Annotated in this window: 10 protein-coding genes; 3 read left to right on the top strand and 7 right to left on the bottom strand. The window is 66.2% G+C overall.

The window, feature by feature from the left end:
• Window positions 1-37: 37 nt before the first annotated feature.
• A complete protein-coding gene (locus CS1BSM3_RS03265) occupies window positions 38-1,204 on the bottom strand; it encodes an N-acetylmuramoyl-L-alanine amidase (protein ID WP_174263616.1) in 1,167 nt (388 codons plus the stop codon).
• A 1,058-nt stretch (window positions 1,205-2,262) separates the two neighbouring features.
• On the opposite strand from CS1BSM3_RS03265, the gene CS1BSM3_RS03270 reads away from it, so the two are divergent.
• The 3 genes from CS1BSM3_RS03270 (at window position 2,263) to CS1BSM3_RS03280 (ending at window position 7,674) form a co-directional block, all read left to right on the top strand.
• Window positions 2,263-5,226, top strand: a complete 2,964-nt coding sequence (locus CS1BSM3_RS03270) for an Rne/Rng family ribonuclease (protein ID WP_072385528.1) — start codon at window positions 2,263-2,265, stop codon at window positions 5,224-5,226.
• 236 nt (window positions 5,227-5,462) lie between these two features.
• Window positions 5,463-6,935, top strand: a complete 1,473-nt coding sequence (locus tag CS1BSM3_RS03275) for a DUF3754 domain-containing protein (protein WP_072385529.1) — start codon at window positions 5,463-5,465, stop codon at window positions 6,933-6,935.
• A 163-nt stretch (window positions 6,936-7,098) separates the two neighbouring features.
• On the top strand, window positions 7,099-7,674 hold the full coding sequence (locus tag CS1BSM3_RS03280) for a DUF1993 domain-containing protein (protein ID WP_072385727.1): 576 nt from the start codon (window positions 7,099-7,101) through the stop codon (window positions 7,672-7,674).
• Window positions 7,675-7,832: 158 nt separating this feature from the next.
• On the opposite strand, the gene speD is transcribed toward CS1BSM3_RS03280, so the two are convergent.
• From speD to CS1BSM3_RS03310, 6 genes are all read right to left on the bottom strand, one after another.
• Window positions 7,833-8,405 (bottom strand): adenosylmethionine decarboxylase, encoded by a 573-nt coding sequence (gene speD, locus CS1BSM3_RS03285; protein ID WP_072385530.1) that lies wholly within the window; start codon window positions 8,403-8,405, stop codon window positions 7,833-7,835.
• 228 nt (window positions 8,406-8,633) lie between these two features.
• Window positions 8,634-10,919, bottom strand: coding sequence for an AsmA family protein (locus tag CS1BSM3_RS03290; protein ID WP_174263617.1), 2,286 nt, complete (start codon window positions 10,917-10,919; stop codon window positions 8,634-8,636).
• Between the two features lie 107 nt (window positions 10,920-11,026).
• The gene (parE, locus tag CS1BSM3_RS03295; RefSeq protein WP_072385532.1) at window positions 11,027-13,036 is read right to left on the bottom strand and encodes a DNA topoisomerase IV subunit B; all 2,010 of its coding nucleotides are present in this window, start codon (window positions 13,034-13,036) and stop codon (window positions 11,027-11,029) included.
• 226 nt (window positions 13,037-13,262) lie between these two features.
• Complete coding sequence (locus CS1BSM3_RS03300) at window positions 13,263-13,961, bottom strand: glutathione S-transferase family protein (RefSeq protein WP_072385533.1); 699 nt, start codon at window positions 13,959-13,961, stop codon at window positions 13,263-13,265.
• 40 nt (window positions 13,962-14,001) lie between these two features.
• Window positions 14,002-14,541 carry a hypothetical protein gene (locus CS1BSM3_RS03305; protein WP_143149056.1) on the bottom strand — a complete coding sequence of 180 codons (540 nt, stop codon included), beginning with the start codon at window positions 14,539-14,541 and terminating at the stop codon, window positions 14,002-14,004.
• Between the two features lie 159 nt (window positions 14,542-14,700).
• On the bottom strand, window positions 14,701-15,753 hold the full coding sequence (locus CS1BSM3_RS03310) for a MaoC family dehydratase (protein WP_072385535.1): 1,053 nt from the start codon (window positions 15,751-15,753) through the stop codon (window positions 14,701-14,703).
• Window positions 15,754-15,854 lie beyond the last annotated feature (101 nt).

Raw genomic sequence — 15,854 nt, forward strand, 5'->3', positions numbered from 1 at the left:
GGCCGCGCCTCGACGTGCGGCCCTCTTTTTTTAAAGTTTAACGAAAGATCTTCCCGCTGGCGGCGAAGAAGTCGTCGATAGCCGTGGTGATGGCCCCCGCGACCTTGCGCTGCCACTCCGGCGAGAGCATCTGCTTCTCGTCCTCCGTGTGACTGATATAGCCGAGCTCGATGAGCACAGCCGGGGTCTCCGCCTGCCGGAGGACGAGGAAGTTCGCCGAACGCTGCGGATCGCGGCTGAACTGGATGTTACCGCGCATCCGCTTGGCGGCGAGGTGGCGGAAGTTGAGCGACAGGCCGGCCGTCTCGCGCGCCATCAGATCGAACAGGATGGACTTGACCTCGTCCTGAACGGCGTCGGTTGCGATGTGCGCGCCGGCAAGAATGTCCGCAGCATTCTCCTTGTCGGCTAGCTGGCGGGCCCGCTCGTCGGAAGCGCTCTGCGAAAGCGTGTAGATCGTGGCGCCACGTATTATATGGGCCAGCTCGCGGGCTTCGAGCGAGTCGGCGTGCAGCGAAATGAAGAGTTGCGCCTCGTTCTCGCGCGAAATGCGAATACGACGCTCGAGCGGGACGAACGCATCTCCCGTGCGCGTCATCACCACGCGATAGCGGCCGGTCGCGTTGAGGGCGCGCTCAAGCGCTCGCCCGACCGCGAGGACGATATCCTTCTCGACTCCCGCAGTTCCCTGCGCCCCCGTATCGACGCCGCCATGGCCGGGATCAATGACGATCACAGGCGCACGCCGCGCTTGCGGCGACGGGGGAGGTCCTGGCGGCGGGGGCACCGGGGCCGCATCCCCGAGTTGCAGCCGCGCCGCGCTTTCACGTGCCGCCGCCACCTCGCTTTCGCTGAGATCGGCCGAGCGCGAGGGGACCAGATCCAGCTCCAGGCGATGGCGTCCGCGCGCCCCGTCCCGAATGAGCCGCGTCGCCTCGACCCGGACGAGACCCGCAGTCTCGATCACGACACGCGCCTTGCCCGGTGCGAAGGCGCCGAACCGGAATGCCTGCACGAGGCCGCGCCCATTGCGGCCTGCAGCCGGCGGCATCGTGAATTCGACATTGGAGATGTCGATCACGACCCGATCGGGGGTCTTGAGACGAAAGACCTGGTACTCGACGGGACCTGCCAGATCGAGCGCGAGGCGCGTCTGCGTATGATCGCCCGTGAGGGACACGCCATCTGCGACAACTGGTCCCATGGAGGGTGCAGGAGGCTGAACCGCAGGGGAAACTGAACTCACCTCAGCGGCGGGAGGCGGCGCCGGGGGCGGCGACGGCATGGTCTTGACGTGCGTTGATTCCTGGGCGCTGACAGGGCGAGACACCGCAACGCCGCCCGCCAAAGCGAGTGCGCACGCCACCATCAGCCGCCACGCCAGTGAACGCATCGTCCTTGCTCGTTCGGGACTATTTTCCCCTCTCGTCGGCCGAAGTTAACCATTCTTTGGCCGAATCGACACCACTTGTGTCTCCAGGCACATGCAAAGTGATCGTCTGTGCCAGCATATGACCTCCGCGGCGCTTGCCTCGCTAGGGGCAAGGTCGTAGAGATATTCGAGTGTGTCGTTCTTGCCGCGACGAGTTGCTGCTGGGACCTGTTCGTTTCCCGCCAAGCCGTTGAGCGCGAGCTGCATGGAGCGCCCCGCATTGAACCGCGGAGGAGGCTTCAGGAGGACTGTGGCCCGGTTTCGGGCCGCGTCGCAGAAGCTCACCGCTGAGCGCGGGGCCCCAGGCCGCAGTTTCGATGTCGTTTCAGCTCGTTATGCCGCCATTCATGCCTCGGCGACATGACCCGTCCAGGGGCGAGCCCGACGGCGCGAGCGCGCTGGCGCCTACGACACATGGCTTGCCGGAGTTTTTCGACTTCCGGCTCAAATTGCGGCCCCTCGCAGCCTGAACGGCCTCGGGGCGCCGTTTGTGAGCAGTTTCGAGCTGACGCGCCTCGCAAGAGGCCGAACAACGGAACTATCAAGAACCAAAGGGGTGCAAAGCCCCTTCGAGGATCAATGAGACACCGGAGCTTCACCCAGCCGACCCTATCCGCACCCGGATTCCGGGCGTGGCGGGGCGCTGCGCACGCCGGAGCGGCCACCGCTGAGGTGACCGCATTCCGCGCGTCGGGCGCGAGGGGGTGGATGGCTCCGTCTGCAATCACGCCATCAGCCAACCCGCGCCCCAGGCCCGCGCACTCGCTGAGCCCCCTTCGCACGCGCGACAGGACGACGAGCCCCGGGCGGCGCGCCCAGGATCAAAGACCATGGAAAAGAACAAAATGCTTATCGATGCCACCCACCCGGAGGAGACCCGGGTGGTGGTACTCAGGGGAGGCCGGGTAGAGGAGTTCGACTACGAGTCTGCTTCGCGCAAGCCGTTACGCGGCAACATCTACCTGGCAAAGGTGACGCGGGTCGAGCCTTCGCTGCAGGCCGCGTTCGTCGAATACGGCGGCAACCGCCACGGCTTCCTCGCCTTCAGCGAAATCCACCCCGACTACTATCAGATCCCTTTCGCGGACCGTCAGGCGCTCATCGACGAGGAAGTCGAGGAGGAGGCGCGCGCCGAGCGTGAAGCCGATGCCCGGGCCGAGCGGCGCGAGAAGCGCGGCCGCGGCCGCAATCGGCAGAACCGCCGGCCCGCCGACGCAGAAGCCGGCGAGAATGCCGAAGCCCTTGAGCACGAGCACGGCCACGACCACGTCGAGGATGACGAGCACGCGCACGACGCGCCTTACGCCGCCGAACCTCATGATCATGACGATGAGGCGGAAGCCGAGGCTGCCGTTTCCGACGACGCCGTAGAAGATCTCGGCGCCGACGCGCCGCCGGCCGCCCAGCTCGCCCACCCGCGCGAGGAGAGCCTGAGCACCCCGGCAGAGGCCGTGATCGAGACCGTCGAGACGATCGAGGTCGGCCACGCCCAGGCGCACGAATTCACGTCCGAGCCCTCGGCTGACGATGACGCTCCCAAGTCGATCGGCCTCGTCGAGGAGGTCGGCGTCACCGAAGTCGAGAGCAACGGTGCCACGCCCGAATCCATCGAGCAGGTCGGCGCCGAGGACGCCATGGAGGAGGTGCCCGAGCGCCCGCAGCGCCGCCGCGCCCGCCAGTACAAGATCCAGGAGGTGATCAAGCGCCGCCAGGTCATCCTCGTGCAGGTCGTCAAGGAGGAGCGGGGCAACAAGGGCGCCGCGCTGACCACCTACCTGTCGCTCGCCGGCCGCTACACCGTCCTCATGCCGAACACCGGCCGTGGCGGCGGCATCTCGCGCAAGATCACCAACGCCCAGGACCGCAAGCGCCTCAAGGCCATTGCCGAGGAGCTCGAGGTGCCGGAGGGCATGGGCCTCATCATCCGCACGGCCGGCGCCGCGCGCACCAAGCAGGAGATCCGCCGCGACTTCGAGTATCTGCTGCGCCTGTGGGAGAGCGTGCGCGATCTCACCTTGCGCTCGACGGCGCCCTGCCTCGTCTATGAGGAAGGCAATCTCATCAAGCGCTCGCTGCGCGATCTCTACTCGAAGGACATCGACCAGGTGCTCGTCGCCGGCGATGAGGCGCACGAGGAGGCGCACGGCTTCCTCAGCATGCTCATGCCCGGCCATGCCGACAGTGTGATCCCCTATCGCGAGCCTGAGCCGCTCTTCTCGCGCTTCCAGATCGAGCGCCAGCTCAACGCGATGTTCAGCCCCTACGTGACGCTGCGCTCGGGCGGCTATCTCGTGATCAACCAGACCGAGGCGCTCGTCGCCGTCGACGTCAACTCGGGGAAGTCGACCCGCGAGTTCTCGATCGAGGAGACGGCGCTCAGCACGAACCTCGAGGCTGCGGACGAGATCGCCCGCCAGCTCAAGCTGCGTGACCTTGCCGGCCTCATCGTCGTCGACTTCATCGACATGGAGGAGAAGCGCAACAATCGCGCCGTCGAGCGTCGCCTCAAGGACGCGCTGCGCCATGACCGCGCGCGCATCCAGGTCGGCCACATCTCGCACTTCGGCCTCCTGGAGATGTCGCGCCAGCGCCTGCGCACGGGCGTGCTCGAAGGTTCGACCTCGCAGTGTCCGCATTGCCAGGGCACGGGCATCATCCGCTCGACGGAGTCCGTCGCCCTCGCGGTGCTGCGCGGCATCGAGGACCACCTCATGAAGGGGCCGGTCACCTCGATCTCGGTGCTCACGACGGCGAGCGTCGCGCTCTACATCCTCAATCACAAGCGCGGCTTCATCTCCGAGATCGAGCAGCGCTACGGCATCTTTGTCAGCGTCCAGGCCAGCGAGCGCATGCAGGGCGCGAACTTCGCCATCGAGCGCACCAGCGAGCCGGCAGCGAGCACGCCGCGCCGGGCAGAGCGCAGCGTCGTGAGCATGGACTGGGGCTTCGATGGCAGCGAAGCCGAAGAAGACGAGGCCGAGGAACGTCCCGCGCCCCGGACGGAGGCGCGCGAGAGCGCCAATGGCGAGGAAGAAGGCGGCGAGCAGCGGTCGCGTCGCCGCCGTCGTCGCGGACGCGGACGCCGCGACCGGCAGGAAACCGGCGGCGAAGCGCGGGAGCCTCACGGTGCCGTCGAAGACGTGGCTTCGCACGCCGAAGCAATGGGCGAAAGCGACGAGGCGGAAGTCTCCGAGCACGACCAGATGGAAGCGCGCTCCGAGGAGCCGCACGAGGGCGGCCGCAGCTCTGAAGAAGGCGATGGCAACGGGCGCGGTCGCCGCCGGCGTCGCGGCCGGCGCGGTGGTCGCTCGCGTCATCGCGAGGGCGCAACAGCCCCCGATGGCAGCGTCATTGCCGGCTCGCCCGCAGATCCGTCAGCGGAGCAGCCGCACGTCGATCCATCCTTCCAGCCGCATGGCTCGTGGAGCAACCTGCCTGTGCGGCGGCGCGATGAAGCGGCGCTGGAGACTCCTGATCATGGCGTCACCTCGCAGGGCATCACGTGGGAAATCGTAGGCGCCGTGCAGGAGCCGGAGCCCGAAGAGCCAGCGCGGACGGCCGAGCCCGAGCCGGAACCCGCAGCACCCGTGCCGGCCGCACCAGCGCCTGCAGCTCCCGCTGCAGCCGCAGAACCTCCGTCGCCCGCCGAAATCCCCCAGCGCGAACCGGCGCGTGCGAACGGCACCGTGGCTCTTGCCGAGCCGGCCTCCAAGGAAGTGCAGCCGGAGGAGCCGTCGGAGCCTGAAGGGCCGCCGCGCCGCGGCTGGTGGCAGCGCCGTTTCGGCGGCGCCTGAACAACCCCTGATACGTCGGCAGATGTTCCCCTCTTTCCACAGATGGAGAGAGGGGCATCGGCCTGCTGCCCGCGCGCTTCGCGATAGCGTGGCGCACTTATCTCAGCGCCGGTCATAAATCCTCTCCAGTCTCCTGCGAGCTTGACGCCAGTCCGGCCGCTGGAAGACGGTGTTGACCGATTTTCGCGGCTCGCGCATTGGCCGCGAAGGATGCGCGAGGATCCAAGGGGGGCCGCATGTCCGCAGTTGAAGTGCTCACACCAGCGTCGCGGGACCATGGAACGGCGCGCTCTGCCGAACCCTCTCCGCCGGATGAAACGCCGCTCGCCGGCACCGCGCCTGCATCCGAGGCCCCTGCGCCCCACGAGCCCCGCGACGACATCATCGAGGAGATCCTCGCCCACGCCGATGACCGCGAGAAGTTCATCCCCGTGACGCGCGCGGCTCTGATGGAGCGCCTCACGCGACCGCAGTCCTGGCGCGGCAGCGAAGCGAAGGAGACGCGCCGCTTCTTCCGCTATCTCGACTACTGGCGCCAGGCCTCCTATTCCGCGCACCTGCTCGAGATGGGCCAGACCTACGAGCCCTTCAATCCCGACAGCGATCTCCTCGTTACGCGCAAGTACACGGACGCCGAGAAGGCCACGCTCCAGCAGCGCCTCATGGAGCAGACGCAGATGCTGCTCGAGCAGGCGAACTATACCCGCATCGACCCCGCCGACGTGAAGCTGATCCTGACGTCCGACAGCCACTACGGGCTCGACCTGCAGGTCGACATGCACGCGTTCGATGAGCTGATGATCTACTACCGGGGCGCCACAAAGCGGCGGCTCCATCGCCGCGATGCGCGCAAGCTCTACCTCTTCAAGGAAGAGTATGAGGTGCCGATCTTCCAGCGGCTGTTCCTGCTCTTCAAGCTGAAGCCCATCGAGCAGCGCATCGATGAAGTCATGAAGCAGCAGCAGTGCGATCGCAAGGCGGCGGAGCGCATCGTGCGCAAGCTGCGCGGCTCGCTCGGCGCCGAGATCAGCGCGGACTCGGTCTATCTGAAGCTCTTCAAGAACATCCCGCGCTCCGACATCGAGATGTGCTTCCCCAATACGACCGTGCGCTTCCGTCTCTTCGACAAGCTGCGGCTCGGGGTCACGGCCGGCGGCGGCTTCGGTGTGGGCGTCGTCGGCACGGCGACGAAGCTCATGGTGGCCGCGAACCCGATTGCACTTGCCGGCGCTGTCGCCACGCTCGGCGGCCTCGCCTTCCGTCAGGGCATGAAGTTCATTCACAAGCGCAACGAGTACATGGTCACCATGGCGCAGAACCTGTACTTCCATGCGCTCGCCGACAATCGCGGCGTCATGACCGTGCTCGCAGACCGTGCGGCCGAGGAGGACATCAAGGAGGAGATGCTCCTCTACAGCGTGCTCGCCAAGGATACCGTCCACGTCAACGAGCTCGCCGATGTCGATGCGGCCATCGAGCAGCAGCTCCTCAACACGTTCGGGCTGAACCTCAACTTCGACCTCCACGACGCGCTCGACCGGCTGGTCAATGACGGCGTCGTCAACATTGGACAGGACGGCTGGATCAGGACGCTGCCGCCTGCGGAGGCCGCCCGTCACATCGACTCCCTGTGGGACAACTACCTCGACGAACTCCCCGACCCGACGCGGGGCGAAGGCATCGAGTTCGAGGACGAGCCGCTGGATTGAGCGGTTGTTTCGAGGGTAGCGCGGTAGTGCATGGAATGGTCGCTACTACGTGGTCGGCGTGGCACTTTCTTCCCGATGCCAAGTCCGCACAGGACCATAAGGGAGCGTCAGTGCGAGTGCCAGCAACTGGTGTTTGTTCGTCCGCTTCATGGTACGCTTCAGCATGGCAATTCCTGCGACAACACTCTACGACGTTAGCGTTCCAACCTTCCTGCAGACCGCACGGGCCGTCGGAGGCGTTCTCGACCGCGCGACCAGACATTGCGCCGAGACCGGGGCGGATCTGGAACAACTCGTCACGGCCCGCCTCTTCCCCGACATGGCACCTTTTCATTTCCAAATCGAAGCCCTGACGCATCATGCCGTGTGGGGGCTGGAGGCTGTGAAGACCGGCGTGTTCGCTCCACCGCCTCTCGTCGGAGCGATGCCTTTCGCCGATCTACGGGACATGGTCGACCAAGCCGTAAAAGCATTGGAGGCGTTCACCCCCGAACAGGTCAATGGCTGGTCCGGTAAAAACTTGAACATTGACGTCTTCCGACCAGTCGACGCGCAAAACGCCTCCACTTCGGCCTGGGCTCCTCGGAACCTGGCTTTCACGTCAGATACCTTTCTCCTCTCGTACTCGCTCCCCAACTTCTATTTCCACGCCGTCACGGCCTACAACATCCTGCGCACACGTGGCGTGCCGATCGGAAAAGGCGACTACGAGGGCCGGCTGCGAACCAGATCGGTCTAGATCTCTGCACCTGATGCGCGCGTCGGCCGGGATCGATCGTAAAGTGGACGCGATCAACTCAGGCTATGCCAGCTGCTCGCCGCCGCTCCAAAACGAAAGCGCGCCTTCCGTCTCCGGAAAGCGCGCGTTTCTTTGGCTGGTTGGGCCGGCGGTTGACGTCAGGCCGCCTGGCGCTGACGCGAACGCCGACGAGCGGCTTTGGCCTTGTCGAACGACACCGGCTGACGGGCTGCCGCCTGCCACCGCCTCGGCTCGAGGGCCTCGCCGCGGCGATGCTCCTTCACCTGCACGTCGGCGGCATCGAACGCCGCCTTGAGCATCGGCACGACCAGATGCGGCTTGGTATCGCCGCACATGAACACGTCGAGCGCAGCATAGCCAGCCTCGGGCCAGCTATGGATGGTGATGTGGGACTCTGCCAGCACCGCCACCCCAGCGACCCCGCCCTTCGGCGACGTCGGGTGAAGGTGCACATTCAGCAGCGTCGCGCCTGCCGCCCGGGCACAGCGCTCGAGCGTCGTCTTGATGTACGGCGCGTCGTCGAGACGCTTGGCGCCGAACAGATCTATGATGAGGTGCGAACCCGCAAACCTCACACCGTCTCGCTCAACGAAGAAATCCTTACGGTCGTCGTTCGCGACGGGTGCAGTGAAAACAAGGTCTTCCTTTTGGGCGGGGCTTGAACGAGTCAAGTCCATCCCCAATTGGAAGAGGGTGTCATCAAAGGCCATGTGACCCTCCCCAACCAGCAGACAGATGTGACCCGTCCGCTCCTTACCTTAGGGGTTTCAGGAGATCCTTGACCTTTGGGGCAGGTGGACGAACGGAGACCGGTCATATGAGGCCAATCGCCCCCCCACGCAAGACCTTTTGTCCCCACGGGGCAAAAAAGTTTCGACCGGGGGCTCAGGCGACAAAAATCGGTGCGCTCGGGGTCGGCCGAGCACCGGGCTGACGGCTCACTGATCGAGGAATCGCTTCAGCAGCTCCTTGGCCCGCTTGGCGCCCTTCTCGGCCTCCGGCGAGTCGCCGAGCAAGCGCTTTGCCGCCTTGTCGATGTCCTCGTCCTTGATGCCGCGAGCGGTATCGCGCACGCCATCGAGGACCTTCTGCGAGCTCCTCAAGATGCGCTGATAGTCGCCTCTGAGGCGCGGCCGATGCCACGGCCCCTGGAGCTGAAGCGGCACCGTGAGCCCGGCGAGACGGCTCGCAGCGCCCGTCGCTGCTCCCTCGGCGAGGCGCGGATTGAGCGTGAGATCGAGCGTGCGGGCCGGCAGGTCGATCGTGCCGGCACTGTCGAGGCTGATGGGCGTCGCGACGATCCGCATGTCCTTGGCCGTCGCGATGCCGTCCTTGATCGTCAGGGCTGCAGAGAGCCGCGAGAAAGGCGTCCGCGCCGCGGGATTGCGATCGAGATTCGGCAGCTCGAGGCGGCGAACGCTCGCGAAGATGTCCTCGACGCTCCAGCCGACGATGGCGCCGTCGGCGATATCGAGGGAGGCCGTGCCGGCGAGCGAGCCGACGATCTCCTGCTCCGTGGCCCCCTGCCCCGCAACCGCGAGCCCTATCCGGGCCGGGCCGTCGAGCACCTCGAAACGCCCCGCATTGCCGAGCGTTTCGAGCGCGTTTGCGCCGTCGAGGGCAAGGTCGATGCCGATATGCCCCGCCGCCGAGGCCGTGATGATCCCTCGTGCTTTACCTCCGTGCAGCGCCCCCTCGCGGATGTCGATCTTCATCGTGCCATCCGAGAGCGACAGGGCACCGACTGCTTGCGTGAGGACCGCACCGCGCCACACGACACGGGCCGCGCTCAGACGCGCCTCGCCATCCGCACCGCTGAGGTTGGCAAAGGCGATCGGATCCGTGCGCCATTCACGCGGGCCCCGCCCCTCGCGACCGGCTGCCTCACCGGAAGCATTCTCCCCGGGCTTGGCTGAGGGCGGCGGGGCCGGCGAGGCCTCGACGCGCCGAACACTGCGGCTGCGCTCCCGTTCCTCACCCCGTCGCGCCCGCGCGTCATCACCCGCTGCACGCAAGCGATCCAAATCGAGCTCGGCAAAAGCGAGATCCGCAGCGAAGCGCGGACGCTGCTCGGCGAGGCTCACCTCGATGCGCCCGCTGGCCTCGATGCCCTCGGCTTTGAGTTGCATTCCCTCCAGACGGCCGCGGCCCTCCTGGGCATCGATCCGCCCCTTGAGTGCGACGCCGCCCGTCCAGCCGGATCCATCACGCATGCGCAGGCCGAGCCACCGACCGGCCTCATTCACCGAGGGCGTCGCGACATCCAGCATCCCGCTCAAGCTCGCCTGATCCGCGAAGCGGACGGCTCCCGCGTAGCCTGCGCTGCCGTGCCGGCCCGACAGGCGCAGCGAGACTTTTTCCAGGCTGCGCGCGCTGCGTGCATTGGGATCAGCGCCGAGCTCGACCTTCACGTTCTCGCCGTTGAACGCGAGGCTGCCGCGCACCCTGACCGGCTCTTCCTTGCGGCCGTCCCGGCGCGTCAGCCGGAGCTGAATCTGATCGGCCTGCGTGAGGCTGCCAGTGCGCAGATCGCGATAGCGCACGATGCCATCGCTGATGCTGATGGTGAGATCGCCGGATCCCAAGGCTTCCGCACGGTTGCCTCCGCGAGCGTCGGGGAGCGGCAACTTTTCGCCCTCCTCGTGGAGCGCCGGCGTCGAGAAGCGGCCGGCCGTGCCGTCGCGGATCACCTGAGCGAGGCGCCTTGTCCGCACCTGGCCCTCACCTTGGTCAGCCTTCAGCCACCTGCGGCGGCCATCGGGTCCGACGATGAGATCGAGCTGCGGCCGCTTTACCGTGATCCGCTCGGGCTGCACTTTGCCCCTGAGCAGAGGCCAGATCACAAATTCGACCTCGATTGATTCCGCCCGAAGCACCGGCGCGCCCCCTTCCTCGGCCGTCGCGACCACGACGTCGCGGAACTCTACCGAGGGGGCCGGCAACAGGCGCAGCGAGCTCATGCCGTTGAGCTCGAGCACATAGCCTGTTCGCGCACGGAATTCGGAGATCGCGCGCTCCCGGGCAAAATCGACCGGCGGCGCCAGGAACAAGAAAGTGGCCGCGACAACGACGAAGAACACCAGGGCGAGGCCGGCATAGGTCGCAACCGCCCCGAAAAAGGACCACCAGCTACGGGGCGGCGGGCGGCGGGCTGGACGCGGCGGCCCTGGCGCTGCCGGGGGCGGCGGCGCGTGGCCTGAGGAGGATGTCACCTGCGCAGTCATGACGTTCCATCCCATGCAATGGGAATGTGGCGCCTGTCCGAGCGTTCCGCCGCACAATCGTACAGCTTTGCGGCAAAGCTGGGCGCAAGCCCTTTACACCTCAGGCCTCAAATATCGAGGTCCTTGGCGAAAGCCGCCCGCTCCTGGATGAAGCGGAAGCGCAGCTCCGGCTTCGAGCCCATGAGCGCGTTCACGGCGTCGGACACGGCCGGCTTCTCGTCCTCGACCACCTCGACCCGGAGCAGAATGCGCTTCGCCGGATCCATGGTCGTGACCTTGAGATCCTTGAAGTCCATCTCACCCAGACCTTTGAAGCGGGTGATATCCACCTTGCCGCGGCCCTTGAACTCGCTCTCCATGAGCTGGTCCTTGTGGCGGTCGTCGCGAGCGTAAACCACCTTGCCGCCCTGGGTCAGGCGGTAGAGCGGCGGCACCGCGAGATGGAGATGGCCGTTCGCAACCAGCTCCGGCATCTCCTGATAGAAGAACGTGATGAGCAGCGAGGCAATGTGCGCGCCGTCGACGTCGGCGTCCGTCATGACGATCACGCGGTCATAGCGCAGATCCTCGTCGCGGTACTTCGTGCCTGTGCCGACGCCCAGCGCCGTGATCAGATCGGTCAGGAGCTGGTTCTGCGCGAGCTTGGAGCTCGTCGCGTTCGCGACGTTGAGGATCTTGCCGCGCAAAGGCAGCACGGCCTGCGTCTTGGGATTGCGCGCCTGCTTGGCCGAGCCGCCGGCCGAATCGCCCTCGACGAGGAAGATCTCCGTGTCGCCGCTCGTGTTGGCGCAATCGATCAGCTTGCCGGGAAGGCGCAGCTTGCGCGTCGCGTTCTGGCGTCCGATCTCCTTCTCGCGGCGGCGCTTGAGGCGATCCTCGGCCTGGTCGATGGTCCACTCGAGGAGACGCGTCGCCTGCTGCGGGCTGTCGGCGAGCCAGTGGTCGAAGGCATCGCGGACGGCGCTCTCGACGATGCGTGCCGCTTCCTGCGTCGCGAGGCGGTCCTTGGTCTGGCCCTGGAACTCGGGCTCGCGAATGAAGACGGAGAGCATACCGGAGGACGTGCCGAGAACGTCCTCGGCCGTGATCTGCCCTGCCTTTTTGCTGCCGGTGAGCTCGCCGTAGGCACGCAGGCCCTTCGTCAACGCATTGCGCAGGCCCTGCTCGTGCGTGCCGCCTTCAGGCGTCGGAACAGTATTGCAGTAGGAGTGCAGGAAGCCGTCCTCGTCGCTGACCCAGCACATGGCCCATTCGACGGAGCCGTGCCCTTCCTTCTTCTCGATACGGCCGGCGAAGATGTCCTTGGTGACGCGCGTCTGGCCCTCGATCGAGGTGGTCAGATAGTCCTTGAGGCCGCCGGGGAAATGGAACGTCGCCTCGGCCGGCGTGTCATCCTTGATGAGCGAAGGATCGCACGACCAGCGGATCTCGACGCCGCCGAAGAGGTACGCCTTCGAGCGCGCCATCTTGAGGAGCCGCGCCGGCTTGAAGGTCGCGCCCTTGCCGAAGATCTGCTCGTCCGGATGGAAGCGGGTCTTGGTCCCGCGCCGGTTCATGGTCTGGCCGAGCTTCTCGAGCTTCGTTTGCGGAATGCCGCGGCTGAAGATCATGCGATAGAGCTGCTGGCCGCGCGCTACCTCGACCTCGAGGTGGTCCGAGAGCGCATTGACGACCGAGACACCGACGCCGTGCAGGCCGCCCGAGGTCTGGTAGGCCTTGCTGTCGAACTTGCCGCCTGCGTGCAGCGTGCACATGACGACTTCGAGGGCGGACTTGTTCTTGAACTTCGGATGCGGGTCGATCGGGATGCCGCGGCCGTTGTCGTTGACGGTCAAGAAGCCATCCGCATCGAGGCGCACCTCGATCCAGGTGGCGTGGCCGGCCACGGCCTCGTCCATGGAGTTGTCGATCACCTCGGCGAAGAGATGGTGCAATGCCTTCTCGTCGGTGCCGCCGATGTACATGCCGGGGCGGCGGCGGACGGGCTCCAGGCCTTCGAGGACTTCGATGAGATCGGCGCCATAGTCGTCGGACGCATCGCCGTTCTTGCGGGCGCGCAGAGGTTTATCGGTCAACTCGGCCTCGAGCTTAGCAAACAGGTCACGTGAGGATGCCATTGCGTATGGCTCCGATCGTTCGGGTATCGGGACTGGTGTGACGCATCACATGCGAAGAGCGGCGGCGCAGGCCGGCCGAATCTCGGGTCGCGCCCGTGGCGAGGGTGGTCGCATGGGGGATGCCCCGTTGGCAAGACCCGGCCGGGAAAAGCGCCTTCAGCCCCCTATTGGGGTGGCGCCCCCGCCACGAAGGTGGCCAATGGAGCCCAGAGCCCTGGAACAGCGCTCAGAAATCCAGATCCGCGTAGTGAGCGGGCGGCGGCAGAGCGGTCATGCGATCGGCCAGCAGCGGGCGGAATGACGGCCGCGATTTCACCCGCGCGTACCAGTCCTTGGCACTTTGGGCCTCCTCCCAGGGAATTTCGGCGAGGTAGTCGAGGGTCGAGAGGTGCGCTGCGGCCGCAAGATCCGCAAAGCTCAAGGTGTCGCCGGCGAGCCAGCGGCGCGTATCGGCGAGATAGCCCATATAGTCGAGATGCAGGCGCAGCTTCGTGTGCGCTGCCCTGAGGCCGCTCGAGCTCGGCGCGCCGGTCGGCGGCGCCGAAGCAAGCCGTGGCCAGGCCTTGGCGGCGAGCAGCGGCTGCGTGATCTCGCGGTCGAGCCGGCGATGAAACCAGTCGACGAGGCGGCGGGCCTCGGCGCGATCTTCGCTCGGGCCTGGAAAGAGCCGGGGACTACGGGCATCGAGCACGCCGCGTGCGACCAGCTCGTCGAGATACTCGCTGATGGCATAGGCGCCCGCGACAACGCCCCCCTCCTCGAGCTCCAGAAGCGGCAAGTCCGCCGGCAGCGCGAGCCCGCGAGCGCCCGGCACGGCCGCGTCGGCACTTTCCGAGACGAGCTCGTGCGGCAGATTGAGCTCCTGGAGCGCGAGCCTGATTGAGCGCGAGAAAGGGCACAGCGCGAAGTGTCTCAACCGCAGCATTGGGATATCTGCTCCTGAGCGGGTCGTGCCCTTGCCGCGCTCAGAGTACCTTGTCCGCTACCGGGGTCGCGACCGGTACTGGCTTCGCAGGAGGTGCCTCGCGGACGGCAAAGATCAGCCGCAGCATCTGCGGACGCGGCTTGTCGAGCGTGCGCGCGGTGACGAGTTGCAGTCGCACGCCGGGCATGCCGGCGACCGGCGCGCCCATCTCGGCGACGCTCTGCACCTCGACCGTGCGGGTCTTGGCATCTGCACCGCGGAACTCCACGCGCTCACCCGCCACCAGCGGTTCGCTGAGGACGCCTGTGGGCACCGGCTCGCCATCGACGACGAGCGCGGGCTGCTGGTTTGGCGGCGTCACGGGCAGGGCCACCTGCGTCACCGGCAGCGGCGGTGTCGTGCTGCCGGCATCGTCGAGGAATATCGTGCCTTGCGGGGTAACGCGGGCATAGCTGCGCTCGAGCAACTGGTCAGGGCTGGCAAAGCCCCAAAGCCAAGCCCCAAGGACCATCGCGAAACCGGATCCAATCGCAGCAGCAGCCAGCCGGCTGCGCCCGGCAATCAGTTTCGAGCTTGCCATGGTGACGCCCCTCGTTTGCTCGCGCATCGGCATCGATACCCACTCAAAACGGCTCTTGTTCATATGGGGCATACGGGCCGATTCGCCAACCTGACGGCAGTCTCAATCGCCTCCGTGGCCGAAGCGTGGCATACGCAACGGGCCTCGCACCCTTTCCGCTCAGGGCTTGAACGGCTCCCGCCGCTCCGCCAGAATCTGCCCGCGGATGTTGAACACGATCTCGCCCCGCTGATTGCGGGCCTGCGAGTCCGTCTGGAGGATACCACGGTCGGGGCGCGATTTGAGATCAATCTTGGCCGCCGTCCGACCGCGGAACGTCAGTGTGTCGCCCGGATAAACGGGCTTCAACCAGCGCAGATTCCTGAAGCCCGGCGAAGGGCCATAGCGGGCGACGGGGGCGCCCGCCTCGCGAATTTCCCGCTCGATCTTCTGCCTATAGGCCACGAACTGGCGGATCCATATTGCCGCAGTGTGCCAGCCGGAAGCGCATAGCCCACCGAACAGTGACTTGCGGCCCGCCTCCTCATCGAGATGGAAGGGCTGTGGATCGAACTGCTTCGCGAAGGCGATGATCTCGTCCTTGGTGAAGGTATGCGAGCCAAGATCGTAGATTTCGCCGATCTGGCGGTCCTCGAAGAAATTGCGCGTCGGATCAGGTGCCGCGCCCTGAGGGCCATCCCACACGCTCTCGAGTGGCGGCGGACGCTCTCCTTTGCCGCCGCTTTCCACCTTAGGACCGGGATTGCGCACCTTGAGAAGCTGGTTGCTGTCCCAGATCATGATGACATCGCCGGCCTGGTTCAACATCTCGAACTTGACCTTGAGCAGGCCAACCTCGGGCCGCGAGGCGAGCGCGCGCTTCTCCGTGCAGATGACGCGCCCGGTGAGAACCTGATCGGGAAAGAGCGGCTTCAGCCACTTGCATTCATCGATGCCGGGCGAGCCGAGCGAGGTCCAGCCGTCCTTGAGCAGGCCGTCGGCGATCATGCGCATCATGATCGCGCAGGAATGGAAACCCGAGGCGCACAGGCCGCCGACGATGCTCGCCCTGGCCGCTTCCTCGTCGAGATGCATGGGCTGAGGATCGTAAGCGCGCGCGAACGTGATGATGTCCTGCTTGCTGACGCTGATGCGCCCGAACTCGACGACCCGGCCAACCTCGATATCCTCGAGGTGAACTCCGTCCGGCGGCGTCAGAACCTTTTCTTGCATGATGGGTGCTCGCGATCGTTCAGCTATCATTGCGCTGCAATACAGCACGCACCCGCCTGCCGGGGCAAGCGGGCGGGGAAAAGGCAGCTATTTGCTCAGGA

The organism is Hyphomicrobium sp. CS1BSMeth3 (genome assembly GCF_900117415.1).
Classification (GTDB): domain Bacteria; phylum Pseudomonadota; class Alphaproteobacteria; order Rhizobiales; family Hyphomicrobiaceae.